General features: G+C 67.1%; 18 protein-coding genes. 6 read left to right on the forward strand and 12 right to left on the reverse strand.

Going from position 1 to position 25,436, the window contains the following annotated elements; all coding sequences use genetic code 11:
- Window positions 1-29 precede the first annotated feature (29 nt).
- Genes hpaD through IIE29_RS12495 form a run of 4 tightly spaced genes read right to left on the reverse strand, consistent with a single transcriptional unit; the run spans window position 30 to window position 4,901 of the window.
- Entirely contained in the window at window positions 30-1,142 is a 1,113-nt protein-coding gene (gene hpaD / locus IIE29_RS12480) for a 3,4-dihydroxyphenylacetate 2,3-dioxygenase (RefSeq protein ID WP_209325607.1), read from the reverse strand.
- 53 nt (window positions 1,143-1,195) lie between these two features.
- Entirely contained in the window at window positions 1,196-2,701 is a 1,506-nt protein-coding gene (gene hpaE, locus IIE29_RS12485; protein WP_209325608.1) for a 5-carboxymethyl-2-hydroxymuconate semialdehyde dehydrogenase, read from the reverse strand.
- Window positions 2,698-3,414 (reverse strand): GntR family transcriptional regulator, encoded by a 717-nt coding sequence (locus IIE29_RS12490; protein ID WP_343071895.1) that lies wholly within the window; start codon window positions 3,412-3,414, stop codon window positions 2,698-2,700. The genes hpaE and IIE29_RS12490 overlap by 4 nt, the downstream gene beginning before the upstream one ends.
- Entirely contained in the window at window positions 3,411-4,901 is a 1,491-nt protein-coding gene (locus IIE29_RS12495; protein ID WP_209325612.1) for a fumarylacetoacetate hydrolase family protein, read from the reverse strand. The genes IIE29_RS12490 and IIE29_RS12495 overlap by 4 nt, the downstream gene beginning before the upstream one ends.
- Window positions 4,902-5,030: 129 nt before the next feature.
- On the opposite strand from IIE29_RS12495, the gene IIE29_RS12500 reads away from it, so the two are divergent.
- Together IIE29_RS12500 and IIE29_RS12505 are read left to right on the forward strand one after the other, a co-directional pair.
- A complete protein-coding gene (locus tag IIE29_RS12500) occupies window positions 5,031-6,455 on the forward strand; it encodes an MFS transporter (protein WP_209325614.1) in 1,425 nt (474 codons plus the stop codon).
- Window positions 6,456-6,556: 101 nt separating this feature from the next.
- Complete coding sequence (locus IIE29_RS12505; protein WP_209325616.1) at window positions 6,557-8,488, forward strand: FAD-binding monooxygenase; 1,932 nt, start codon at window positions 6,557-6,559, stop codon at window positions 8,486-8,488.
- Between the two features lie 4 nt (window positions 8,489-8,492).
- Here IIE29_RS12505 and IIE29_RS12510 read toward each other — a convergent pair whose 3' ends face one another.
- From IIE29_RS12510 to udk, 3 genes are all read right to left on the reverse strand, one after another.
- Window positions 8,493-9,038 carry a hypothetical protein gene (locus IIE29_RS12510; protein WP_209325618.1) on the reverse strand — a complete coding sequence of 182 codons (546 nt, stop codon included), beginning with the start codon at window positions 9,036-9,038 and terminating at the stop codon, window positions 8,493-8,495.
- 89 nt (window positions 9,039-9,127) lie between these two features.
- The gene (locus IIE29_RS12515; protein ID WP_209325619.1) at window positions 9,128-10,714 is read right to left on the reverse strand and encodes an HNH endonuclease; all 1,587 of its coding nucleotides are present in this window, start codon (window positions 10,712-10,714) and stop codon (window positions 9,128-9,130) included.
- 51 nt (window positions 10,715-10,765) lie between these two features.
- Entirely contained in the window at window positions 10,766-11,377 is a 612-nt protein-coding gene (udk, locus tag IIE29_RS12520) for a uridine kinase (protein WP_209325621.1), read from the reverse strand.
- Between the two features lie 261 nt (window positions 11,378-11,638).
- Between udk and mgtE the strand changes: the two genes are divergently transcribed.
- Complete coding sequence (mgtE, locus tag IIE29_RS12525) at window positions 11,639-12,982, forward strand: magnesium transporter (protein WP_209325623.1); 1,344 nt, start codon at window positions 11,639-11,641, stop codon at window positions 12,980-12,982.
- 21 nt (window positions 12,983-13,003) lie between these two features.
- On the opposite strand, the gene IIE29_RS12530 is transcribed toward mgtE, so the two are convergent.
- Window positions 13,004-14,545 (reverse strand): FCD domain-containing protein, encoded by a 1,542-nt coding sequence (locus tag IIE29_RS12530; protein ID WP_209325625.1) that lies wholly within the window; start codon window positions 14,543-14,545, stop codon window positions 13,004-13,006.
- 109 nt (window positions 14,546-14,654) lie between these two features.
- On the opposite strand from IIE29_RS12530, the gene IIE29_RS12535 reads away from it, so the two are divergent.
- A complete protein-coding gene (locus IIE29_RS12535; protein WP_209325627.1) occupies window positions 14,655-18,128 on the forward strand; it encodes a bifunctional proline dehydrogenase/L-glutamate gamma-semialdehyde dehydrogenase in 3,474 nt (1,157 codons plus the stop codon).
- A 79-nt stretch (window positions 18,129-18,207) separates the two neighbouring features.
- Here IIE29_RS12535 and IIE29_RS12540 read toward each other — a convergent pair whose 3' ends face one another.
- Genes IIE29_RS12540 through mdlC form a run of 4 tightly spaced genes read right to left on the reverse strand, consistent with a single transcriptional unit; the run spans window position 18,208 to window position 23,738 of the window.
- On the reverse strand, window positions 18,208-19,356 hold the full coding sequence (locus IIE29_RS12540) for a PrpF domain-containing protein (protein ID WP_209325628.1): 1,149 nt from the start codon (window positions 19,354-19,356) through the stop codon (window positions 18,208-18,210).
- A 13-nt stretch (window positions 19,357-19,369) separates the two neighbouring features.
- A complete protein-coding gene (locus IIE29_RS12545; RefSeq protein WP_209325630.1) occupies window positions 19,370-20,620 on the reverse strand; it encodes an MFS transporter in 1,251 nt (416 codons plus the stop codon).
- Window positions 20,621-20,649: 29 nt separating this feature from the next.
- Window positions 20,650-22,113: a benzaldehyde dehydrogenase gene (locus IIE29_RS12550; protein WP_209325632.1), complete on the reverse strand. Its 1,464-nt coding sequence runs from the start codon at window positions 22,111-22,113 to the stop codon at window positions 20,650-20,652.
- Between the two features lie 8 nt (window positions 22,114-22,121).
- Window positions 22,122-23,738 carry a benzoylformate decarboxylase gene (mdlC, locus tag IIE29_RS12555; protein ID WP_209325633.1) on the reverse strand — a complete coding sequence of 539 codons (1,617 nt, stop codon included), beginning with the start codon at window positions 23,736-23,738 and terminating at the stop codon, window positions 22,122-22,124.
- A gap of 151 nt (window positions 23,739-23,889) precedes the next feature.
- On the opposite strand from mdlC, the gene IIE29_RS12560 reads away from it, so the two are divergent.
- Both IIE29_RS12560 and IIE29_RS12565 read left to right on the forward strand, forming a co-directional pair.
- Window positions 23,890-24,645: an IclR family transcriptional regulator gene (locus tag IIE29_RS12560; RefSeq protein WP_209325635.1), complete on the forward strand. Its 756-nt coding sequence runs from the start codon at window positions 23,890-23,892 to the stop codon at window positions 24,643-24,645.
- 51 nt (window positions 24,646-24,696) lie between these two features.
- Window positions 24,697-25,407 (forward strand): GTP pyrophosphokinase, encoded by a 711-nt coding sequence (locus IIE29_RS12565; protein WP_246475933.1) that lies wholly within the window; start codon window positions 24,697-24,699, stop codon window positions 25,405-25,407.
- Window positions 25,408-25,436: the final 29 nt, after the last annotated feature.

Here is a 25,436-nt window from a genome sequence, read left to right on the forward strand (position 1 = left end):
AGTCCTCTCTTCGAAGTCAACGACTCGGATCACAGCTGGTGACCGAGCTTGAACTCGTCCTCACCGTCATCGGCGCCCGAGTGCGCACCGAATCTCGAGTCCGCGTCCTCGCGACGGGTGTAGGAGAACCCGTCGGCGCCGATGGTGACCTCCATCTCGGAGTCATCGGTGCGTTCGACAACCGGCATCGGGACTCCGTCGAGGTCGAGGACGAGCGAGGCGTCCGTGTACCAGGAGGGCACGACCGGATTGCCCCACCAGTCACGGCGCTGATTGTCATGAACGTCCCAGGTCACCCGCGGATTGTCCGGGTCGCCGGTGTAGTAGTCCTGGGTGTAGATCTCGATGCGGTGACCGTCCGGGTCGCGCAGGTAGAGGTAGAAGGCATTCGAGACGCCGTGGCGTCCGGGTCCGCGTTCGATCGAGTCCGACAGCCGCAGTGCACCGAGCTTGTCGCAGATGGCGAGGATGTTGTGCTTCTCGTGGGTCGCGAAGGCGACATGGTGCATGCGCGGCCCGTCGCCTCCGGTCATCGCCGTGTCGTGGACGGTCGGTTTGCGACGCATCCACGCCGCGTAGACGGTGCCCTCGGAGTCCTGGATGTCCTCGGTCACGCGGAAGCCGAGCTTCTCCATGTAGTCCACGGCCTTCGGCACATCCGGAGTGACCTGGTTGAAGTGGTCGAGGCGGACGAGCGCTCCCGGCGAGTACAGGTCGTAGCGCCAGGCCAGACGCTCGACGTGCTCGACGTCGTAGAAGAATTCGTAGGGGAAGCCCAGCGGGTCCTGCACGCGCACCGAATCGCCGATGCCGCGCACGAACCCGTCCTTGCTGCGCCGGACCTCGCAGCCGAGCTCACGGTAGTACGCCTCGGCGCGGTCGACGTCCTCCGGGGTGCGGACCCGGTAGGAGAACGCCGCGGCCGCGGCCACCGGACCCTGCCGCAGCACGAGGTTGTGGTGGATGAACTCCTCCATCGACCGCAGATAGACGACGTTCTCGTCCTCCTCGGTCACCTGGAGGTCGAGCACGTCGACGTAGAAGTCACGCGACTTCTTCAGATCGGTGACGACGAGTTCCATATACGCGCAGCGCAGGACATCCGGAGCGGGAACGGACGGGATTGGGATGGCAGTGGACATGGGTTTTCCTTAAAGGGTCAGTGATTCGAAGGAATGTGGGGCGGCGGATGCGCTCACTGCTTGCCGAAGACCGGGTTGTGGACCTCGCCGAGGTTGATGTGCACGGACTGCTGTTCCGTGTAGAAGTCGATCGAGCGATAGCCGCCCTCGTGGCCGAGGCCCGAGGCCTTGACTCCGCCGAAGGGGGTGCGCAGGTCGCGGACGTTATTCGAGTTCAGCCACACCATTCCCGACTCGACTGCCTGCGAGAAGTTGTGCGCCCGCTTGAGGTCCGAGGTCCAGATGTAGGCGGCGAGGCCGTACTTCGTGTCGTTCGCCAGCTCGAGGGCCTCCTCGTCGGAGGAGAAGGGAGTGATGGCGACGACGGGACCGAAGATCTCCTCCTGGAAGATCCGGGCATCGGGCTTCACGTCGGCGAAGACGGTCGGTTCGATGAAGTTGCCGGTCTCGAAGCCCTCGGGACGTCCGCCGCCGGCGACGAGGCGGGCCTCGGTCTTGCCGATCTCGACGTAGGACATGACCTTCTCATAGTGCTCGGGATGGACGAGCGCGGCCACCTCGGTGGACTCCTCGGAGGGCAGACCGACCTTCACACGCTTGGCCTGGGCGGCGTAGCGCTCGACGAACTCGTCGTAGATCGACTCCTCGACGAGGATGCGCGAACCCGCGGTGCAGCGTTCCCCGTTGAGCGAGAAGACGCCGAAGATGGTGGCATTGACGGCGGCATCGAGGTCTGCATCGGCGAAGACCACGGCCGGTGACTTGCCGCCGAGCTCCATCGACAGGCCCTTGAGCCACGGTGCGGCGTTGGCGAAGATCGTCTGGCCCGTCTTCGACTCTCCGGTGAAGGAGATGAGCGGAACATCGGGGTGCTTGACCAGGGAGTCGCCGGCGAACCCCTCTTCGCCGAAGCCGTTGACCATGTTGAACACGCCCTGGGGCAGACCGGCTTCTTCGAAGATGCCGGGCCACAGGGACGCCGAGAGCGGAGTGAACTCGGCAGGCTTGAGCACGACGGTGTTGCCGGTCGCGATCGCCGGGCCCAGCTTCCACGACTCGAGCATGAACGGGGTGTTCCAGGGGGTGATGAGCCCGGCCACGCCGATCGGCTTGCGGTTGACGTAGTTCGCCTGTCGGCCGGGCACCTTGAAGGCGTCGTCGACCTGGGCGACGATGAGGTCGGCGAAGAAGCGGAAGTTCTCCGCAGCACGGGCCGCCTGGCCCTTGGCCTGGGTGATCGGCAGACCGGAGTCGAAGGACTCCATCGCGGCGAGCTCGTCCTTGCGGGACTCGACGATGTCGGCGATCCGGTTCAGGATGCGGGCACGCTCACGCGGCAGCATCGTCGGCCAGGGGCCTTCGTCGAAGGCCGCCTTCGCCGAGGCGACTGCCGCCTCGATATCGGCCTTCCTGCCCGAGGCCGCCTTGATGTAGGGCTCGTTCGTCACCGGGTTGAGGACGTCGAATTCCTCGCCGTCGATCGAATCGACGAATTCGCCGTTGATGTAGTGGCGGATCTTCTCCGGCACGCTGGCCGGCGGGGTGGTGGACGATGTCATGACCTGTCCTTTCCTGAAACTGTGGTCGATTGGGCGTTCTGGTAGCTGTGCAGTGTGGCCGAGCGGTGTTCGCGCACGGCGCTCTCGATCTCCTGCGCCGAGGCACGGGCCCGGATGAGCGCGACGATGCGGGAGTGTTCGTCGACCGATTCCAGAGCTCGTTCGGGCACGAAGGAGAACGTCGAGTCCCGCAGGTGGGAGAGCCGGTCCCATTCGAGCCCGACGAGAGTGCGCAGCCGCTCGTTCGGGCATCTGCGGAACAGCGTCTCGTGGAACTCGTGGTTGAGTCGGGTGAACGCAGCGGCGTCGAAGTCGCTCAGCAGTTCCCGCATCCGATCGTTGATCGCCTCCGCCTCCTCGAGGTCGGCCGCGCCGAGGTGGTCGCGGGCCTGCGCCATGGCAGCCCCTTCGAGGATCGCAACGGTCTCCATCGACTGGGCGTAGGAGCCCTGGTCGACCATGGCCACCCGCGCCCCGACATTGCGTTCGAAGGTCACGAGCCCGTCGGCCTCGAGCCGGCGGATGGCCTCGCGCACCGGCACCACCGAGGTGTCGAGTTCGAGCGCGATCTGGGCGAGGACGAGCTTGTGCCCGGGCTCGTAGGTCTGGTCGGCGACGCGTTCGCGGATCCACCGGTAGGCGGTTTCGGCCTTGCTCAGTGAGGCCGCCGGCGTCGCACTGTCGGCGACGGGTGCGGAGGTCTCGGTGCTCACCGTGAGGCCTTCCAGTCCTCGAACTTCGCCTTCCATTCGCCCTTGGGCGGGAAGAGTCCTTCGATGGGGTGACCGGCCGCGACCTGCTCGGCCACCCAGCCGTCCTCGGTCTCCTTCGCCAGGGCCGCATCGACGACCTCCTCGACGAGATCGCGGGGGATGACGATGGCACCGTCATCGTCGGCGACGATCACGTCTCCGGGCAGGACGGTGGCGTTGCCGCAGGCCACGGCCACGTCCGCTTCCCAGGGCACGTGCCGTCTGCCGAGCACCGCGGGGTTCTTGGCGGTGGCGAACACGGGCAGGATGCCGGCCACCTCGGCGGAGTCGCGGACCCCTCCGTCGGTGATGACGCCGGCGGCACCCAGTGACTTCGCACGCAGGGCGAGGATGTCGCCGAGTGTGCCAGAACCCGATTCGCCGCGGGCCTCGATGACGACGACTTCCCCAGGCCTGATCGAGTCGAAGGCCCGCTTCTGGGCGTTGAAGCCGCCGCCGTGAGATCTGAACAGGTCCTCACGGTTGGGCACGAAGCGCAGCGTCTTCGCGGTGCCGACGATCTTCGCTCCCGGCTTCAGCGGTGCGACGCCCTCGATGACGACATTGTTCAGCCCGCGAGCGCGCAGCTGGGCGGACAGGCCCGCGGTCGGGGCTTCTTCGAGCTTGGCGACGATCCCTGCGTCCAGCGCGGGGCCGACCGGGGCCTCCTCGTCCGCGGGCGGCAGACCGGCGGCTTCGCGCGATCCCCAGGCGTCGGCGCTCAGCGCCTCGTCGATGCTCGGAAGGCTGCCGAGCTCGGCGTCGAAGTCGCCGGGTCCCTCGACCACGGTCGTCTTCAGCCGCCCGGAGCTCAGCTGGGTGCCTTCCCGCGCCGAGGTGGCCGTGACCTCGACCTCGACCGTGTCGCCGGGGACGACGACCGAGGATCCGGCGGGCGTGCCGGTGAGGATCACGTCACCGGGTTCGAGGGTGAGGTGCTGGCTGAGATCGGCGACGATCCGCGGCAGACTGAAGATGAGCTGCTGGGCGCTCGTTCCGTCGTCCTGGACGACTGCGCCGTTGACCCAGGTGCGGATGCGCAGGGATTCGGGATCCGCCTCGGCGGCGGGGATGAGCTCGGGACCGAGCGGGGTGTAACCGTCGCGGCTCTTCGAGCGCACGTTCGACCCCTTGTCCGGGGTCTTCATGTCATAGAGGCCGAAGTCGTTGGACGCGGTCACACCGGCCACATGGGACCAGGCCTGCGCCTCGGTGATGTTCCGGGCGGCAGTGCCGATGACGACGGCGATCTCTCCCTCGAAGGCGAGCAGCGAGGTCCCGGCGGGCCGTTCGATCGTCTCCCCCGTCGCGGCCGCAGAGCTGCTGGCCTTGAGGAAGTAGGACGGCTGTGCAGGACGCTTCCCGCGCTGGGCCGCGCGCGATTCGTAGGCCACATGCACGGCAATGATCTTGCCCGGACGGGCGGGAACACCAGCTGGAGTCGACATCGATCTCACACCTCACTTCGATTGGCTTCACGAGAGATCGTATATGATACGGTTCCCGAGGACAAGTAATCCAGGACACAGCGAAGGTGTCCGGCAGACACCGCACATGCACGACAGGACACAGAAGTCATGGCAGCACAGAAGCACACCCAGACCCGAGTGGCGTTCGCGACCGTCGTCGGCACGAGTATCGAATGGTACGACTACTTCCTCTACGCGGCGGCCTCGGGACTGATCTTCAACGAACTCTTCTTCGGCCCGCTCGGCTCGACGCTGTCGACCATGGTCGCCTTCGCGACCGTCGGCATCAGTTTCCTCTTCCGGCCGCTCGGCGCCTTCCTCGCCGGACACTACGGCGACAAGCTCGGCCGCCGGGTGGTCCTCATCATCACCCTCATCGCCATGGGTGCGGCCACGGCGCTCATCGGCTTCCTGCCGACCTACGAATCGGCAGGCGTCCTCGCCCCGATCCTGCTCATCGCCCTGCGCATCGTCCAGGGGATCTCGGCCGGAGGCGAATGGGGCGGAGCGGTTCTGCTCGCAGTCGAGCATGCGGACGAGAAGTCCCGCGGGCTGCGCGGCTCCTTCCCGCAGATCGGCGTCTCGATCGGCCTGCTCCTGTCCTCGGGAGTGCTGGCGCTGATGACCTCGATCGCCCCGGGCGATGCCTTCCTCGAATGGGGCTGGCGGGTGCCTTTCTACCTCTCCGTCGTGCTCGTCTTCGTCGGCTATTGGATCCGTCGGGGCGTCGAGGAGTCCCCGGTCTTCCACGAGATCGCCGAACGCAAGGAGCAGGTGACGAACCCGCTGGGCAAGCTGTTCAAGAGCCATTGGCTGCTCGTCGTCCTCGCCTCGCTGGTCTTCATGGGCAACAACGCGGCCGGATACATGACCACCGGCGGCTACATCCAGAACTACGCCACGGATCCCGCCGGCCCCATCGGCCTCGAGCGCGGTCCCGTGCTGTGGGCCGTGGCCGCCTCGGCGGTGTCCTGGCTGGTCTTCACGATCATCGCCGGTGCCGTCTCGGACCGGGTCGGGCGCAAGAACTGCTATCTCCTCGGCTGGGCCTTCCTGCTCATCGGCATCGTCGCCCTGTTCCCGCTGGTCAACACCGGCAGCGCCGGAATGCTCCTGCTGGGGCTCATCGTCCTCACCGTCGGGCTCGGTTTCACCTACGGCCAGCAGCCGGCGATGTACGCCGAGCTCTTCCCCTCCAGCGTCCGCTTCTCCGGAGTCTCGGTCTCCTACGCCATCGGCTCGATCCTCGGCGGGGCCTTCGCCCCGACCATCGCGAAGGGCCTGGTGTCGGCGACCGGCACGACGGCCTCGGTGGCCCTGTACCTGGCAGTCGTGGCCGTGCTCGCCCTGGCGGCAACCTCGGTCCTGCGCGATCGCACCGGGATTCCGCTCGGCCCCGACCATGAGGACGAGCAGGCGGTCAGCCCGGTCATCGGGATCCGCTCCAAGCACCGCGACGACGTCGAGCGCCGCGGACAGGACAAGCACCGCGGTCCGGACAAGCACAGCGTCGAGGCGACCGCGCGCGAATGACCTGCGACAACGGTGACCGGGACCACCACCGGATCATCGGATCGTATATGAACTGTTAGTATTCGAGTATCACGACGACGTGTCATGAACCGGAGGTTGACATGCATTTCCATCAGAACGGCTACGTGTCCGCTGACCCGCGGATCGAAGAGGCCGCCGGGTACGGAATCGATCGCAGCCAGGACCTGCCCGATGAGGTCGATGTCCTCATCGTCGGCAGCGGACCCGCCGGGATGATCGCGGCCGCCCAGCTCTCGCAGTATCCCGAGGTCAATGCCCGGATGATCGAGAAGCGCGGTTCCCGCCTGGTCATCGGTCAGGCCGATGGGATCCAGGCCCGTTCGGTCGAGACCTTTCAGGCGTTCGGCTTCGCCGAGGAGATCATGCGCGAGGGCTACCACATCACGGAGATGTCGTTCTGGAATCCGGACCCGGAGAACCCCGAGCACATCATCCGCACTGGTCGGCCCAAGGACGACGAACACGGAATCAGCGAGTTCCCGCACCTCATCGTCAACCAGGCTCGGGTTCTCGACTACTTCGCCCAGTTCGCCGTCCAGTCCCCGGGCCGGATCACTCCCGACTACGGCATCGAATTCGTCGACCTCGCCGTCGACAGCGGTGCCGCGGACTCCCCCGCGACGGATCATCCGGTCTCCGTCACAGTCCGCTACACCGCCGGTGAGCGCGCCGGCGAGGAGCGCATCATCCGGGCCGGCTACGTCGTCGGATGCGATGGAGCCCGCTCGAAGGTGCGTTCGTCCATCGGTCGCACGATGACCGGTGACCAGGCCAACCACGCCTGGGGCGTGATGGATGTGCTCGCGAATTCGGACTTCCCCGATATCCGAACGAAGTGTGCGATCTCCTCGAAGCACGGCAACATCCTCCACATCCCCCGCGAGGGAGGACACCTGTTCCGCATGTACGTCGACCTCGGCGAGGTTCCCGAGGACGACGCGCGCCAGGTGCGGCAGACGAGCATCGACGAGATCATCCGCCGGGCGAACGCGATCATCGCGCCCTACAGCCTCGATGTGAAGAACGTGGCCTGGCATTCGGTCTACGAGGTCGGACATCGTCTCACCGATGCCTTCGACGACACCGACGAGACCGACCCGGGCTCCTCCTGCCCTCGGGTGTTCATCACCGGCGACGCCTGCCACACGCATTCGGCGAAGGCCGGGCAGGGCATGAATGTGTCGATGCAGGACGGGTTCAACATCGCATGGAAGCTCGGTCAGGTCGTCTCGGGCCGGTCGTCGACGGAGCTGCTGCGGACCTATTCTGCCGAGCGTCAGGTGACGGCGAAGAACCTCATCGACTTCGACAAGGAATGGTCGACGCTCATGGCGACCCCGCAGGAGGAGCTTCCCGACAAGGCTTACCTCGAGGACTTCTACGTCAAGACCGCCGAGTTCCCCGCCGGCTTCATGACCGAGTACACAGAGTCGATGATCACGACATCCTCGAAGCATCAGGACCTGGCCGACGGGTTCCCGATCGGCAGACGGTTCAAGTCCGCACGCGTCCAGCGCAGCTGCGATGCGAACTTCATCCACCTCGGTCATGAGGCCAGGGCCGACGGTCGCTGGCGCATGTACGTCTTCGCGGATCGCGCCGCGCCGACTTCCGGTGAGGGCGACGCCGGAACCGCCAGGTCGAAGGTCGAGGCCCTGGCGTCGTGGCTCGAATCCGATCCGGCCTCCCCGCTGGTGGCCTATCGGCGGGAGGGTGAGGACCTCGACGCCCTCATCGAGCTCAGCGTGGTCTACCAGCAGGAGCACAAGGAGTTCTCGTTCCCCGATGTGCCGACCGTCTTCCGCCCGCACGTGGGTGCCTTCGGCCTCGAGTACGTGGAGAAGATCTATGCCGCCCTGCCCGATGAGGACATCTTCGCCGCGCGCGGGATCAGCCGTGACGGCGCCGTCGTCGTCGTGCGACCCGACCAGTACGTGTCCGGCATCTTCCCGCTCGAGGCACATGCCGAGATCGGTGAGTTCTTCGCCGGAGTCTTCGCCCCTGTGAAGTGAGCTCTCATGCGGCGGGGCCGTGGTGCTTCTTCGAGCAGCGTTTGAGTCGTGCTCGTCGGTGCCGGGTCTTTCGGGCTTCGGCGGTCAATCCGCAGACTCCGGCCGCGACGAAGCACAGACTGCCGAGGATCCAGAAGACGAAGCCCGGCGCCGGATAGGCGATCTCCATCCCGCCGGCGGGAAGACCGCTTGCAGTCTGCCCGTCCCAGATCAGGAACGGCGGGTCGACGACCATCTGCAGCAGTCGCAGGCACAGCACTGTGCCGAGGACGATCGCGGCCACCGACCACCATTTGGATGCGGCGAGCAGCCAGGCCGTGACCGCACCGGCGAGGATCACGATCCAGAGCAGGAGGTAGACCTCGTCGAGGTCATTCATGTCGATGGGCGACAAGCCGAGGGAGGTGACCCGGATCCGCGTCGAATCCGGGTCACCGCTGTCGAGGACGGGAACGACGATCGTGATCATCCAGCACGCCACCGCGCCCAGCGGCAGCACTCTGGCCGCGAGATTCAGTCGTCGACCGCCGTCACTGTCTGGTCTGTCCATGAGAACGATTCTCCGCGGTTCTCATGTGCCGGATGTTCCGGTGATGTTGCAGATCCGACACCGCCCGGACCGTCACCGCCAGGGGCCGTTCAGTCGGGACCGAAGACCATGAGCGCCAGCTGCTCTTCGAAGGGATTGCCTGCGAGGCAGTCTGCCGAGGGGCGCAGATGCCGGTTGCGTCTGCGCCATTCGGCGATCTGTCGGGCACGGGTGCAGTATCGAGGCGGAAGCTTCCGGGGAAGCTCGGCGGGCGGTTCGATCCTCACGGTCTCGCTGGACCGGTGTTCCGGAAGCCCGGGCTCCTCCCGGGCCCCGGGTCGCTCCGGCTCGAGGAACCGGGAGAAGACCATCCTCCAGTCCTCTGCCGGCGGCAGCGGCCCGGCGGAGTCCGCGCAGGGCCCGGCGCGGGGGTAGCGCATGCGGCGCACGACCGGCGGGGTCATCACCTCGTAGGTCCGTCCGCCGGGTGTCGTGACCGTCAGTCCCTCAGCGGTGGCATCGTGCCTCCAGCCCGGATGCTCCTTCGCATAGTTGCAGGCCGCACACAGTCCCGAACCGTTCTCCCAGGTGGTCTGCCCGCCATCGGCGTACGATTCGGCGTGATCGGCGTGTCTGATGGGAGCATCGCACCAGGGGGTGCGGCACACGTCGTCGCGGAAGACGATCATCTGACGCAGCCTGCCGGAGAACTCCCGGCCGCGCGCTTCCATCCTCACCAGCTGTCCGTCCTCGGGCCGGGCGAAGAGTCTGCTGACGAACACCCGCGCCTCATTCGCGGTGACGAACTCGCGAGCCGTCTTCGCAGGCAGCGGACCGTATCCGGGCAGCCAGGCGGGCACCATTCCGTCGGAGAGCAGTGATTCGGCCTCGACCAGCATATGGATCTCCGCGGGCACGGCCGACGCCGTCGCCTGTCCGCTCAGTCGTTCGACGAAGGTGTCGGCGATGACCTGCTGCCGGTTCCGCCCGTTCGCCGAGCCGCCGGCGATGATCGTGTCGGCTCCGGACTTGAGGCTCTCAAAGGCGGCGAGCGCCTGCGGCATCGGCAGTATCGCCGAGACCCGTCCCATGGCGTCGTCGAGCGGAGTGAGACTCACCCGCCGGTGCGACGCCGCCTTCGCCGCGCGCTTCGCAGCCGCCTCGGCGTCCATTTCGCAGCTCATCGCCCGCACTTCGGTGCGCAGGCTGCGCAGTCCCGCCGGTTCCAGACTGCGCTTCATCCTGGAGTCGACTCTGCGGCGGTCATCGGGACGGAGCACTGCGGTCTCCTCGACCATGATGCGCGCCTTGTCCTCGGAGATCCTGCCCATCGCCAGCGCCTCGAACGTCTGGGGCATGCCGTTGACGACCGTGCGGGCCGTGCTCAGGAACTTCCGCCCCGAACCGGGCGAGACCCTCTTGGCCAGACCGACCTCATCGCCGGCGCGGACGCCGCATTCACGCGCGGGCACCCCATTGGTCCGGTCCCGTTCGCGGCGCAGCTTCTCGAAAGCCACGGCCTCTCTGGCCTGGACCGACGCGACAGTGGCTCTGAGTTCTTCGAGCGCAGTGATCCTGGCAAGCGTCTCTGCCTCGGTGCCGCCGGTGGGCAACGCACGCAGGCAGGCTCCGAACCGAGCGATCTCGGCCAGCGGATCGGGCCTCTCCATCGGGTCCCGGACGGTGTCGGCGTCCATATGAAGACGGTACCGCGCGGCACTGACACAGCCGAGAACCGAAGGCTGCTCCTACCGGACCCCGCGCTGGATCCGGTTGAGGACCATGTCCATGGCCACGATGTTGTGGCCGCCGTCGGGAATGATGACGTCGGCGTTGCGCTTCGAGGGTTCGACATACAGTTCGTGCATCGGCTTGACCGTGCCCAGATACTGGTCCTCGACCGACTGCAGGGTCCGTCCGCGATCGACGACATCGCGCTTGATCCGACGCAGCAGACGCACATCGGCATCGGTGTCGACGAAGAGCCTGATGTCGAGCAGACTGCAGATGCGAGGCTCCGCGAAGATGAGGATCCCCTCGACGATGATCACCGATGAGGGCTCGACCAGGGTCGTGTCATCGCTGCGATTGTGGATCGAGAAGTCGTAGACCGGGCTCTCGACCGGTCGGGAGGCCCGCAGCGCCGTGAGATGGTCGACGAAGAGATCGTTGTCGAAGGCGTCGAGATCGTCGTAGTTGACCTTCTCGCGCTCCTCGTAAGTCAGCTCGTCGCGCCGTCTGTAGTAGTTGTCGTGGTAGAGCACGGAGGGCGGGCCCTCGCACTTGTCCAGCAGCGCCCTGGTCAGCGTCGTCTTTCCGCTGCCGGTGCCGCCGGCCACGCCCACAACCAAAGTCTCCACGGTTCGGTTCTCCTCCTCGGCTTCGCTCCTCCCCAAATCTATACCAGCCGGCTGCGAGCGCACTCCCCCCGGTTTCCGTTCGGCTCACCGGATTCGGTTAGACTCGGATCGCGCTTCAAGGGCGCGCACGGAAGTTCCTTCGAGCAGATTCCAGGGAGGTGGTAGTCAATGGATTCCGACAGTCGATTGTGCCCCCTCCCCCACCTCCGCTGACGCCTGCCGGACTCGCACGCGTCGACTCGACTCTGCTTGGAGTACGTCATGACCTCTGTCCTCGACGCCGCCACCATCCGCTCACTGACCGACAACCGCGACCTCGCCGCCCTCGGTGCCGCCATCCGCGGTCTCGGTCCGAATGCGACCACCGAGCTCATCGCCGAGCTCTCGGCCACCGAAGCCGCGATCGTCTTCCGACTCCTGCCCAAGGACGAATCCGTCGAGGTCTTCGACGACCTCGACCGCGGCACCCGGTCCGATATCATCGATGCCCTCCACACGGAGGAGCTGAGCACGATCTTCAGCGACCTCGACCCCGAGGATCAGGGCCGCCTCGTCGATGAGCTGCCCGCCAACGTCACCACGAAGCTGCTGAGCGCTGTCCCCGCCTCCGACCTCGGCGCGGTGATGGCGATCGCCGGCTACGGCCGGAATTCGATCGCCCGCCGGATGTCACCGACTGCCGTCATCGCATGGACGAACGACACCGTCGCCGAGGTGACCGGGCGACTGCGCGACACCGAGGTCGACCTCGAGGACGTCCGCCTCATCCCCGTCCTCACACCCGACCGTCGGATCGTCGGCACTCTCGATGCCCTCGAGCTCCTCCGCTTCGCGCCCGCCACCTGTGTGGACGAGTTGGCAGTGCCCGTCGAGGAGATCACACACACTGATGACGATATGGAGGCTGCCGCCAGGGCCGCCCTGCGCGAGGACGTCACGGTCCTGCCCATCGGCGATCGTGAGGGCCGCCTCGTCGGGATCCTGCCGATCAAGGACGCCGCACGCATCATCGCCGAGGCCGACGAGGAGGACTACGCGCTGTCCGGCGGCACACAGCCGCTCTACCGCCGGTATCTGCCGACCTCGATCCTCACGATCGCGCGTACCCGCATCGTATGGCTGCTCGTGCTCGCGATCTCGGCGGTGCTCACCGTCCATGTGCTCGAGATCTTCGAATCGACGCTGGCCGAGGTGGTCTCACTCGCGCTCTTCATCCCGCTGCTGACCGGCATCGGCGGCAATACGGGCTCACAGGCCGCGACGACTGTGACCCGGGCGCTGGCGATGGACGAGATCGGTCTGCGCGACTTCCTCCGGGTAGCCGGCAAGGAGCTGACGACAGGTCTGCTGCTCGGTGTGCTGCTGGCCGTACCGGCATTTGCGATCGCCTCTCCTCTCTACGGCATCGAGATCGGTGCGGTCATCGCGCTCACGCTCACGGTCAACTGCCCGATCGCGGCCGTGGTGGGTGGCTCGATCCCGATCGCGGCCAAGGCGTGCAGGGTCGATCCCGCGGTCGTGTCGACGCCGTTCATCTCGACCTTCTGCGATGCCAGCGGACTGCTCGTGTACTTCACCATCGCCATCGCGCTCCTCGGGCTCTGAGCTCGATCCCCCGGCCCGGGTTCACCCGAGGCTGCGTGTCAGCTGGGTCCACAGCTCCTGGTCGAAGCGGCGTCGGCCGAGCAGCCCGGCCATGTGCCTGACCGCATTGTCGACCTTGCCGCGCCAGACCTCGATCGCGGTCTTCGCATCCGAGCGGCTGAGGGAGCGGAAGATCGCTCGGTCGTCGCTGACGATGCGGTCGCTGGCCGGGGAGTAGTCGAGCTGGAGGATCGAGATGAACAGCCGCAGGCGCAGCGTGAGCGATTCGAAGGTGCGCGCCGATTCGCGCAGTCCCGAAGCCCGGGCCAGCTCCTGTTGGAAGTGCAGATCAGCGTCCTCGACGTCGATTCCGCTGCGGGTCGGCGCCGAGGCCTCGACCTGTCGCAGCGCCAGCTGCACGGGGACGAGGTAGCGCTGCGGACGCAGAGCCAGCGATCTCAGCACGACTTCCCCGATGGCCATGCGCGCGGCGTAGAGGTCGAGCACGTCGACGGTCGTGATGAGCGGGATCCGGGCTCCTCCGCGAGAGCCGTCGAGCAGCTTGTCATCGACCATCCGACGCAGAGCCGCGTCGACGGAGGCACGGGGCACGCGCATGCGTCGGGACAGCAGCCGCGGATTGATCCGATCGCCGGGGTCGTAACCGGAGTCGATGATCTCCTCACGCAGGGCGATCGCCAGGTGCTCGGTGATCGAACGAGTCTCCTTCGGCAGCCACGAAGATATCTCCATTGAGTCAGAAGTAATAGAAGTTCGTCTCGGCTCGATCTGCACCGATTCGCGCCACAGCACCCCCTCGAGTCCATGCCTGACGCGGGCAGCGAGCTGATCGAGCAGAGAGCCGGGAATGTCCTGGCAGCCGGCGAGCACGCTCTTGAGTTCGGCGACGAATTCCACGAAGCCTCTGTGCACCCTCGCACGGGGTCCGGCTTCGGCGACGGTGTCGTCCGGGACTTCGCCCAGGGGGTCGAAGACGAGGAGCTCCTCATTCTCCTCCCCCGCGAGCAGCGCCAGCAGATCGGCGGTCGGGGTCTGTCGATGCTCACTGCCGAACCGCTGTGCCCAACGTTGGACACCAGCCGAGCGCAGCGCCGCCGCGATCCCGGCGATGCGCCTCTGGATCCGCCGAGGCGGCACTGCCGGTCGGCCGTTGCTGTCGTCGCCACCAGTGTCGACGGCGCGGAAGCCGAGGATGACGAGGGGGAATCCGCTGGCCGCGAGGACGAGTTCGCGACCTCCGGTCACCTCGGCGACGGGGACGGTCAGCGAACGCACGGACCGGGAGACGATGCTCTGACTCAGACCGGTCGCCTCCGACAGCGCGCGGGTCGAATAGTCCCGTCCCGAGATCCTGGCCCCGGCGGTGGCGACCAGCGCCTCGACGACTTGATCGGCCGTAGCCTGGATCGGAGGGCGCCCGCTGCGGGGACGGTCCGCGAGGTCGCGCCGGCCCGCCCAGCGTCGCAGCGTCGACGGTGAGGCACCCGTGCGCGCGGCCACCTCGGCGATGGTGTCCGTCTTCAGAGCCGCCACCGCGGCACGACGGTCCTCCGGGGAATACATGTCACCATTCTAATACTTCTGACTCAAATACGCGTATGGGACGCTTCGACCTCTTCACCACCCGAATTCCGCGGCGCATACTGAGGTCAAAGCTCCACGGTCAGCGTCGATGCGTGAGAGCACCGCCTACGACAGACAGGGAGCACAGTTGCTGCACACCGATACCGATCTCGATCAGCTCACAGTCCGGTCGATCGACACCGTCCGCAAGTGGCTGCGGGTGGCGACGGCGAAGACGGCGGCGAAGAATCCGGCCGCCGAACGGCTCTCCGCGGTCCTGTCCGACGACAACGGCCTCGACTTCACCGTCGGGTTCGTCGATCGCGTGGTCCGCACCGATGACGTGCACGCTGCCGCCGACGCCCTTGCCGAGGTCGGCAAGCTCGCGCCCGAGACCATGTCGTTCCTCGACCGCGCGCAGATCAAGGCCGGAGCGGCCCTGGCCAAGGTCGCCCCTCAGGTCGTCGTGCCCGCCGCCCGCGCCCGGCTGCGCCAGATGGTCGGCCACATGGTCGTCGACGCCCGCGACAAGCAGTTCGGCAAGACCGTGGCCACGCTCACCGGCGATGGCCACCGGCTGAACATCAACCTCCTCGGCGAAGCCGTGCTCGGCGACACCGAAGCCGATCACCACCTCGAGGAGACCCACCGTCTGCTCGCCCGCGAGGATGTCGACTACGTCTCGGTCAAGGTCTCCTCGGTCGCCTCCCAGATCTCGATGTGGGCCTTCGACGAGACCGTCGACTATGTCGTCGATCGCCTCCGCCCCCTCTACAGCCAGGCGGCGAAGGCTCCGACCGGAGCGAAGTTCGTCAACCTCGATATGGAGGAGTACCAGGACCTCGAACTCACGATCGCGGTGTTCACCCGCCTGCTCTCCGAGCCGGAATTCAAGAACCTCGAGGCCGGCATCGTCATCCAGGCGTACCAGCCCGATGCACTCGGCGCGATCCAGCGGCTGAGCGAGTTCTCCGCCGAACGCGTCGAGAACGGCGGCGTCGGCGTCAAGGTCCGCCTCGTCAAGGGCGCGAACCTGGCGATGGAGACCGTGCACGCCGAGATCGCCGGGTGGCCGACGACGACCTGCGATTCGAAGCAGTCCACGGACGCGAACTACAAGCGGGTCCTGCACTGGCTGTTCACCCCGGAGCGGATGAAGGGGCTGCGCATCGGCGTGGCCGGCCACAACCTCTTCGACATCGCCTTCGCCCACCACCTCTCCGTCGACCGTGAGGTCACCGACCGCGTCGAATTCGAGATGCTCCAGGGCATGGCCAGCGAACAGGCCGCCGCGGTGACCGAGGACGTCGGAGACCTCCTCCTCTACGTTCCGGCCGTGCATCCGAAGGAGTTCGACGTCGCGATCTCCTACCTCGTCCGCCGTCTCGAGGAGAACTCGGCGAGCGAGAACTTCATGTCCGGCATCTTCGACCTCGCCAACGGCAACGATGTGTTCAAGCGCGAGGCCGACCGCTTCACCGCCTCCGTCAAGCAGCTCGAGGACACCCTCGAGGCCGACGGCGAGTCCGCCCCGGCACCGAACCGCCGCCAGGACCGCTCGGCCGAGACGCTCGGTGAGACGTCTGTCCCGACGGAGTTCTTCAACGAACCCGACACCGACCCCTCTCTGCCGGCGAACCAGGCGTGGGTGCGGAAGATCATCGCCGAGGCGACCGCGCCCGGTTACCTCGACGATCGTCCGAACGCTCCCGCCGTGGAGTCGACTGCCGAACTCGATGAGATGATCGCCCGCGGCCGGGCCGCCGCAGCGGACTGGCGCGAGCTCGGGGCCGCCGGCCGGGCCGAGATCCTTCACCGGGCCGCGGACATCTTCGCCGCCCGTCGCGCGGAGTTCCTCGCCGTCGAAGCCGCCGAGGTGGGCAAGATGCCTGCACAGTCCGACCCCGAGGTCTCCGAGGCGATCGACTTCATCCGCTACTATGCGCTGAATTCCCTCGAGCTCGAGAACCTCGAAGGGGCGTCCTTCACCCCCGATGAGATGGTCGTCATCACCCCACCGTGGAACTTCCCCGTGGCGATTCCCACCGGCGGCACCGTCGCGGCTCTGGCGGCCGGTTCCGCTGTCATCCACAAACCCTCGAAGCCGACGCCGCACTGCTCGGCGCTCATCGTCGACTGCCTGTGGCAGGCCGGTGTCCCCCGCGATGTGCTGCAGCTGTGCGCCCCGATCGAACGAGAGCTCGGCCAGCACTTGGTCTCGCATCCCGACGTCGACCGGGTCATACTCACCGGTGCGTCGGAGACCGCTGCCCTGTTCAAGTCGTTCCGGCCCGAACTCCACGTCAACGCGGAGACCTCGGGTAAGAACGCCCTGGTCATCACACCCGCCGCGGACCGTGACCTCGCCATGGCCGACCTCGTGCATTCGGCATTCGGACATGCCGGGCAGAAGTGCTCGGCCGCCTCGCTGGGCATCCTGGTCGGGTCGACCTACGACTCCGAGCGCTATCGCAGTCAGCTCGTCGACGCCGCTGCGTCGATGGTCGTCGACTGGCCTGCCAACCTCTCGTCCACGATGGGCCCGCTGACCGAGGATCCCTCGGACAAACTGCGGCGCGCGCTGACCTCGCTCGAGCCCGGCGAGTCGTGGCTGCTCGAGCCCAAGCAGCTCGACGACACCGGACGCCTCTGGAGCCCCGGCATCAAGGACGGCGTCAAGCCTGGATCGTTCTTCCACCTCACCGAGGTCTTCGGTCCGGTGCTCGGCCTCATGCACGCTCGTGACCTCGACGAGGCCATCGAGTTCCAGAACGCGGTCGACTTCGGCCTCACCGGCGGCATCCACTCGCTCGACCCCGAAGAGGTCGCCACCTGGCTCGACCGCGTCGAGGTCGGCAACGCCTACGTCAACCGCGGCATCACCGGTGCCATCGTGCGCCGGCAGTCCTTCGGCGGCTGGAAGCAGTCTTCGGTGGGTCTGGGGTCGAAGGCCGGCGGTCCGAACTACCTCATGCTCTTCGGCCACTTCGCTGACGACCCGGCCTCCCTGCCGGGTGCCCAGGGCTCCGCACAGAGCCTCGAGGCGGCGAAGGCCGATGACCGGCGGTGGAACGACTGCGAGTTCGGGGCCGCGAAGGATCCGTCACAGCTGAGCGCCGAGGCGAACATCTTCCGGTACCGTTCGCGCCCGGTCACTCTGCGCGTGACGGCCGAGGCGAGCCTGTTCGACCTCGAGCGGTCCCTGCACGCGGCGCGGACCGTCGGCTCGACCGTGCAGCTTTCCGTCGCCGAGGATGTGTCCGCCGATGTGAAGATCGCCGTCACGAACGCCGGGGTCGCGGCGCGTACGGAGTCGGCACAGGGCTTCGCCGAGATGGTCGGCCAGGGGCGCTACGACGATACTGTGGGTGCGCGCATCCGCATCCTCGGTCGTCTCGAGGACGAACTGCTGGCCGCGGCCGCTCCTCGTCCGGAGGTCGCCCTCATCGACGAACCCGTGACGTCCTCGGGGCGGGTGGAGCTGCGGTACTACGTGCAGGAGCAGGCGGTGTCGATGACGCTGCACCGCTTCGGCAACCCCAGCCGCGACTTCCACACCCTCGCGGCCCAGCTCAAGGCCTGAGCTTTCAGCGCTGCTGACTGACGGCGGCCGCGCAGCCTCGAGTGAGGCTGGGCGGCCGCCGTCAGTGGTTGAAGACCGTTCAGACCGTGACGGCGACCTGTCCGCGCATGAGCACGCGTGCGGTGCGGAACAGGGAGGTCGCCGTCACCGTCTTCTGCTCAGCGTCCCAGACAGCGGAGGCGGTGACGACTCCGGAAGGGGTTCCGAGACGCACTTCGGGGCCCGACGCAGGAGTCTCCGCACGGGTGATGATGCGGTTGACGATCGTATCGGGAATGAGTGCGGCGGCGGCCAGGCACATGGCTCCGGTTCCGGGCACGGCCTTGTGCGTCTGGCCCATGGAGATCATGCGCACCGGCAGATCGGAGTCCTTGGCCGCCAGCTTCGTCCCGTCCAGCAGGGTCGTCGGCGTCTGCGAGGTGACGATCGCGACTTTCGGAACGACCTGCGGTGCCTCCTCCGGGCTCTGGCACAGTCCCATGCGGACCGCGGCTTTCCGGCGCAGCTCGGCGATGAGCAGCATCGACGGCCGGTTCGCGTCGATGGCCTCCGGTGACTCATCACCGTTGAGGCCGATCGCCGCGGCCGGCACGATGACGACCGGAAGCGTGGCATCGACCATGGAGACCTCGAACCGTGCACCTCCGACCTCGATGGGCTCACTCGGCCGACCCGTCGGCAGCAGATCTGAGGTGCGGCTGCCTGCCGGGTCGGGATAGATGAGCTCGATCGGTGCCGCCCTGCCGCTGACGCCGGGAAGCTCGAACGCTCCTTCGACGGCGGCCTGGCCGTCTTCGACCGTGAGGCCCACATCGACGAACTGCCCGGTGTTCGAGTTGAACAGGCGGAACACGTGCCACCCGTCGGCTGCGGTGAGCAGCCCGGACTGCAGGGCGAAGGGCACAACCCCCGACGAGAGGTTCCCGCAGTTGCCGGAGTAGTCCACGACCGCCTCGGCGACGGCGACCTGGGCGAATGTGTAGTCGAGATCCACTCCGGGACGCCTCGATGCCGAGACCACCATCACCTTCGACAGGGAGGAGATGCCCCCGCCCATCCCGTCGAGCTGTCGACCGAACGAGTCCGGGGATCCGAGCGCGGAGCAGAAGATCGCATCCCACTGGCTCGCATCCCCGTCGTCGCCGAGTTCGGGCAGCGCATCCGAACGGAAGAAGAGGCCTTTGCTCGTACCGCCGCGCACGAAAGCGGCTTCGATCCAGCGGGTCATGGCTCCAGAGTAGTCACTTCACCGACTTCGGCACGATGACCATGGCCGCGAAGCCGAGCACGGCAACCACGGAGAAGAGGTAGAAGCCCCAGGGGTAGGCGATGCCCGCGGTCACGAGCGCACCCGTGATGAACGGCCCGACGATGGCACCGATGCGGCCGATGCCCGAGGCCATGCCGAGTGCGGTGCCGCGCGCCTGCGCCGGGTAGATCGCGGAGACGAAGGCGTAGACGAGCACCTGCGCGGAGAAGACGAAGACGCCGGTGATGAAGACCGCGAGGTTGAGCAGGACCTGACTCGTCATCGGAATGCTCAGGGCGGCGAGGAAGACCGCGGCGAGGACGAACCACATGAGCACGATCTTCTTCGTTCCGTGCCTATCGGCCAGCCAGCCGGCCAGGATCAGTCCGACGACGGCACCGATGTTCATGACGAAGAGCATGACGAGGGAGTCCGAGACCTCGTAGCCGGCGTCGGCCATGATCTTCGGCAGCCAGGTGTTGAGCCCGTACACGAGCAGGAGGCCCATGAAGCTCGACGCCCACACACCGATGGTGACCAGCGCGAGCTTGCCCTCGAAGAGCCCGGCCATCCCCGTCTTGACCGTGGACTCCACCGTCGCCGAGGCGGCCGCCGGATTCCGCTTCGCCTCCTGAGCGGCGAGGAACGCCTCCGACTCGGGCAGCTTCCACCACAGCAGCGGAACCATGACCAGGCCCGCGACGCCGCCGGCGACGAAGAGCAGATGCCAGTTGTGCGAATAGGCGACGGCGAGCAGCGAGATGCCGACGGCACCGGCATGGTAGCCGGTCATCGTCAGGGTCGTCGCCTTGCCGGTCTTGCCCGACTTGTTGTATTCGCTGATATAGGCCAGGCAGCTGGGCATCACGGCGCCGAGGAAGAGGCCGGCGATGAACCGGAACAGCGTGAACAGAGCGACGTTCGGGGCGAAGGCCACGAAGAGGGTGAAGAGGCTGAAGCCGATGACGCAGCCGATGATCGCCCACCGACGTCCGATCCGGTCGACGACGGGGCCGACGGATACGGCGCCCAGGCCCACGCCGACGAGGCTGAGCGTGGCCACGAGGGTGGCCGCCTCGGGGGTGAATCCGATCGCCTCGGTGGCGAGCAGCTCGGGGATCACCGCGCCGAGGACGACGAGGTCGAAGCCCTCGAGGGCGACGGCGAGCCAGCAGAGGACGGCAGGCCACCGGCTCGCCGAACTGGCGGCAGCGGCGGGCGCGGAAGGAGCGGTTGAGGACATCGGTGTCTCCGAGTGGTAGGCGGGTCGGATCAGAACGGGTACGGGGCGATGGACGAGCGCATCGTCACCCATTGGGTTTCGGTGAAGGCCTCGATATTGGCCTCGGCCCCGCCGAAGCGGGAGCCGTTGCCGGAGTCCTTCATCCCTCCGAAGGGGACGTTGGCCTCGTCGGAGACGGTCTGCTCGTTGATGTGGACCTTGCCGGTGTCGACGAGGTCGGCCAGGTCCATGGCCATGCCCACGTCACCGAGGATGCCCAGCGAGAGCCCGTATTCGCTGTCGTTGACCATCTCGGCGGCTTCCTCGAGGGTCGAGAACCGGGCCACGGGGGCGACGGGGCCGAAGATCTCCTGCGACCAGGCCGGGTTCGAGGGGCTGAGGTCGGTGAGCACGGTGGGCGGGACGAAGGCGCCTTCGCCCGTTCCTCCGGCGACGAGCCGGGCGCCGTCGGCGGTGGCCTTGTCGATGATCTCGCGCACGTGGGTGCGCTGCTTCTCGTCGATGATCGGCCCGATCGCGACGTCCTCGGTGGCGGGGTTGCCGACCGGCAGGTTCCGCGCGCGCTCGGCCAGCTGTTCGACGTAGTCGTCGTAGACGGACTCGTGGACGAGGTGGCGACCGGTGGTCATGCAGATCTGCCCCTGGTGCATCCACGAGCCGAACGCTCCCGCCGAGGTGGCCGGACCGACCTCCGCGCCGGGCAGGACGACGAGCGCATTGTTGCCGCCGAGTTCGAGGTGGCAGCGCTTGAGGAGGCGCCCGGCGGCCTCGCCGACCTTGCGGCCGGCTGCGGTCGAACCGGTGAAGGAGATGACAGAGACCTCGGGCGCGGCGACGACGGCTTCACCGGCGTCGAGCCCGCCGGGCAGGACCTGGAGCAGACCGTCGGGCAGTCCCGCCTCGGCGAAGACCTTCGCGATGGCCACTCCGGCGCACACGGCGGTGCGCGGATCCGGCTTGAGCAGGACAGCATTGCCCAGGGCGAGCGCGGGCGCGACCGAGCGGATGCCGAGGATGAGCGGGAAGTTGAAGGGCGCGATGACGGACACGACTCCTGCCGGAACACGGCGGGCGAAGGACCAGCGCGGTTCGTTCGAGGTCAGCACCTGTCCCTTGGGGTGGCTGGGCAGGGCGGACGATTCGTAGCAGATCTGTTCGGCGGAGCTGATCTCCAGTGCGGCCTTGGCCGGGATGGAGCCGGCTTCTCGGACGATCCAGTCGGAGAGCTCCGCAGCGTGTTCGGCCCACAGGGCTCCGGCGCGGCGGAGTACGGCGGCGCGTTCGGCCGGGGTCGTGCGCGCCCATTCCTTCTGTGCGGCGGCCGCGCGGGCAGCGGCTGCGTTGACGTCATCGGCGCTGGCGGTGCCGAGGCGGCCGAGGGTCTCTCCCGTGGCCGGTTCGATGACGTCGTAGGTCTCCCCCGCGCCGTCGGCCCAGGTGCCGGTGAAGATCTTCTCGTGCCAGTCGGATCCCAGGAACGTGTTCTCACTCATCGTCTGCCTCACTTCTTCTCAGGACGGGTCTTCTCGGTGTTGACTTCGATCAAGCTGGCCTGCCCGCGGCCGGCGCGCTCCTGTGCCTCGGCGAGCAGCCGGTCGAGTTCGGCGGCGTCCGCGGCGTGTGCGGCGGGCATCTGGTAGCCGGCGGCGATGGAGACGAAGTCGACCTCGCCGAGATCGAGTCCCGGGGCCTTGTCGACGCCGAGCATGTCGGCGAACCAGTCGAGTGCTCCGTAGGTGCCGTTGCGCAGCAGGACGATGATGACGCCGATGTCCTCCTCGACGGCGGTGCGCAGGGCCGAGATCGAGTAGTGGGCGGAGCCGTCGCCGATGATCGCGACGACCGGACGGTCGGGGTCGGCCAGGGCGACGCCCATGGAGGCGGGCAGTCCCCAGCCGAGCCCGCCGGAGGCCGGGAAGAAGTAGGAGCCGGGCTCCTCGAGGTCCATCTGCGCCCAGAACGCCGCATTCGTCGAGGTGGATTCGACGACGTAGCGGGTCTCGCGCGGCATCGTCTCGCGCAGGCCGGCGAAGACCTCCTCCGGATGGAGGACCCCGTCGGTCGCCGAGGTGACCGCAGGCGCGATCTCCCGTGTCGGTGCCATGGGGGCATCGGACTCTGCGGCTGGGTCGGCGATGTCGAGGGTCTTCGCCAGCGCGAGGAGGGTCTCGACAGGGTCGGCGATGAGGGCATCGCCGAAGGGCGCGCGAGCGGCCGCCGACGTGTCCTCGCCGACCTGGATGAGTTCGGTGGTCTCGGACAGGTACTGACCCGGCTGCCACTGGTGATAGCGGAAGACGGGGGCGCCGATGACGAGTGCGAGATCGTGGGGCCCGAGGATCTGCTCGATCGGGGCGATGCCGGCGGGCAGGACTCCGCGGAAGTTCGGGTGCTGGTTCGGAAACGGCAGACGCGACAGCGACGGGGCGGCCCAGACGGGGAGGTCGAGGGCCTCGGACAGGGCGATCGTGGTGTGCCAGACGCGTTCGTCGTCGACCTCGGGGCCGAGGACGAGGACCGGCGCCGAGGCCGACCACAGCTTCTGTGCGAGTTCACCGATGACGGCGGGGTCGACGGTCCGGGCGGAGGTGATCTGACGGGAGAGCTGGCGGATCCGGTCGGCGGGGACCTCGGCGTCCCAGTCGTCGTAGGGCACCGAGAGGTAGACGGGTCCGTGTTCGGCGGCGAAGACGGATTGGGAGAAGGCACGGGGCACATCGTGAGCGCTCAGGGGCTCGAGTGATTGGTGGACGAGCGGTTCGGCGAGCTTCGGGGCCTGCACATTGGCGAGCATGACCTCGGGTCCGATCATGTCCCGGACCTGCTGACCGGCGGTGATGACGAGCTTCGATTTCGAGATCACCGAGTTCGTCAGCGCCCCGAGGCCGTTGCCCGTGCCGGAGGCGGCGTGGAGGTTGACCAGGGTGGGACGGTTGGTGATCTGCGAGTATCCATCGGCCATCGCCACGACGGTCGCCTCATGGAGGCCGAGGATGTAGCGGGCGGGCAGATCCTTGAGGAAGGGCAGCTCATTGGAGCCCGGATTGCCGAACATCGTGGTCATCCCATGGAAGGCCATGAGCTCGTGGACTGCCTGGCGAACCGTAACTGTCGTCATCGACGTGATGCTCCTTGAAGTGATGGATCCGGGGGCACCCTCGACAGCGGACTGTGGTGCACATCTCGTCACATTAGTGACCCGAACCACCACTGGCCACACTGATCCCATTCATTGAGAATCTCGTGTCGTCACCGCTAGAATCAGGTCCATGGCGAACTCCCGATCCGGCGAATCGATGATCGATCGACTCGTCCGAGTGCTCGCCTCCTTCGACCCCGACCATCAGAGCCTGAGCACCGATGAGATCGCCGACCGCGCCGAACTGCCGAAGTCCACGGCCTACCGGCTGGTGGGCGACATGATGCGCCATGACCTGCTGCAGCGCGATCCCACCGGGCGGATCCGGATCGGCGTGGGGATGTGGGAGCTGTCGAATCGAGCCTCCGACGCCGTCGACCTCGCCTCGGTGGCCCGACCGCACATGATGGCCGTCCATGAGTTCGTCGGCGAGAACACCCAGCTGGGCATCCTGCGCGAGCGTGAGGTGCTCATCATCGAGCGGATGTCGGCGCCGAATGCGGTCGTCCACCGGTCGAAGACGGCCGGGCGACTGCCCGCGCATGCCTCCTCGTGCGGGCTGGTGCTGCTCGCCTATGCGCCCAAGCACGTGCGGGAGGCATATCTGCGGGGGCCGTTGACGGCGATCACGGAGAAGACGACGACGGATCCGGCCGCGCTGCGGAGAATGCTCTCGGCAATCCGCTCGCACCACTTCGCCGAGCTGTCGGGGCACATCGACGAGGGCACGACCGGCATCACGGTGCCGGTCTTCGGCACGGACGGTGTGGCGATCGCCGGCCTCGGCGTCGTCATCGGCTCCGAGCACCACACGGGGTCGCCTGCGATCATGCGCGCCCTGCGGACCGCCTCGGCGAGGATCACGCAGGATCTGGCCGCCGACTAGACTGAGACGGACTCAGACATCGGGAGGATCATGAGATCAGGGGAATCGGCTATGTCGCCGCAGCAGATCGAGAGCCTCCGTGCCCTGCGCCTCGACTTCTCCCGACTGCTCATGCAGCATCGCTTCGTCGTCGACGAGATGCTCACGAAGATCTCGATTCTGCGCGAGGAGTCCCTCCACGCACACAGCTACAATCCGATCGAGCACATCTCCTCGCGAGTGAAATCACCGCGGAGTCTGCTGCAGAAGGTCCACCGCCGCGGGCTGCCGCTCGAGATCGATGTCATTCGTCAGAAGATCACCGACATCGCCGGCATCCGCATCACCTGCAGCTTCATCGCCGACACCTATCATGTGCTCGAACTCCTGACCGCTCAGGATGACATCCGGGTCGTCGAGATCAAGGACTACATCGCTCGCCCGAAGCCGAACGGGTATCGCAGTCTGCACGCGATCCTCGAGGTGCCCGTGTTCCTCCGCGGCGGACCGGTGCCGGTCATCTGTGAGGTGCAGATCCGGACGATTGCGATGGACTTCTGGGCCAGCCTCGAGCACAAGATCCACTACAAGTTCAACGGAGACGTCCCCGCCCGGCTCATCGAGGAGCTCGCCGAGGCCGCTGACGCCGCCGATCAGCTCGACCGACGGATGGAGCAGCTCCACTCCGAAGTCCACGACGGGGCTCCCGACATCGATTCGGGCGAGGACTTCGATGACGAGGCGCTGCGGATCCTGTGGGATCTGAGCATGCGGGAGGGCTAGGCCTTTTGGGCCGGTAGGCTCCCAGCCGA

This window comes from Brevibacterium renqingii (assembly GCF_017808095.1).
Lineage (GTDB): Bacteria > Actinomycetota > Actinomycetes > Actinomycetales > Brevibacteriaceae > Brevibacterium > Brevibacterium renqingii.

Bases quoted from the DNA above. Each gene is read 5' to 3' on its own strand.
- hpaD (WP_209325607.1), bottom strand. From the start codon at position 1,142: ATGTCCACTGCCATCCCAATCCCGTCCGTTCCCGCTCCGGATGTCCTG.
- hpaE (WP_209325608.1), bottom strand. From the start codon at position 2,701: ATGACATCGTCCACCACCCCGCCGGCCAGCGTGCCGGAGAAGATCCGC.
- IIE29_RS12495 (WP_209325612.1), bottom strand. From the start codon at position 4,901: ATGTCGACTCCAGCTGGTGTTCCCGCCCGTCCGGGCAAGATCATTGCC.
- IIE29_RS12500 (WP_209325614.1), top strand. From the start codon at position 5,031: ATGGCAGCACAGAAGCACACCCAGACCCGAGTGGCGTTCGCGACCGTC.
- IIE29_RS12505 (WP_209325616.1), top strand. From the start codon at position 6,557: ATGCATTTCCATCAGAACGGCTACGTGTCCGCTGACCCGCGGATCGAA.
- IIE29_RS12510 (WP_209325618.1), bottom strand. From the start codon at position 9,038: ATGGACAGACCAGACAGTGACGGCGGTCGACGACTGAATCTCGCGGCC.
- IIE29_RS12515 (WP_209325619.1), bottom strand. From the start codon at position 10,714: ATGGACGCCGACACCGTCCGGGACCCGATGGAGAGGCCCGATCCGCTG.
- mgtE (WP_209325623.1), top strand. From the start codon at position 11,639: ATGACCTCTGTCCTCGACGCCGCCACCATCCGCTCACTGACCGACAAC.
- IIE29_RS12530 (WP_209325625.1), bottom strand. From the start codon at position 14,545: ATGTATTCCCCGGAGGACCGTCGTGCCGCGGTGGCGGCTCTGAAGACG.
- IIE29_RS12535 (WP_209325627.1), top strand. From the start codon at position 14,655: ATGCGTGAGAGCACCGCCTACGACAGACAGGGAGCACAGTTGCTGCAC.
- IIE29_RS12540 (WP_209325628.1), bottom strand. From the start codon at position 19,356: ATGACCCGCTGGATCGAAGCCGCTTTCGTGCGCGGCGGTACGAGCAAA.
- IIE29_RS12545 (WP_209325630.1), bottom strand. From the start codon at position 20,620: ATGTCCTCAACCGCTCCTTCCGCGCCCGCCGCTGCCGCCAGTTCGGCG.
- IIE29_RS12550 (WP_209325632.1), bottom strand. From the start codon at position 22,113: ATGAGTGAGAACACGTTCCTGGGATCCGACTGGCACGAGAAGATCTTC.
- mdlC (WP_209325633.1), bottom strand. From the start codon at position 23,738: ATGACGACAGTTACGGTTCGCCAGGCAGTCCACGAGCTCATGGCCTTC.
- IIE29_RS12560 (WP_209325635.1), top strand. From the start codon at position 23,890: ATGGCGAACTCCCGATCCGGCGAATCGATGATCGATCGACTCGTCCGA.
- IIE29_RS12565 (WP_246475933.1), top strand. From the start codon at position 24,697: ATGTCGCCGCAGCAGATCGAGAGCCTCCGTGCCCTGCGCCTCGACTTC.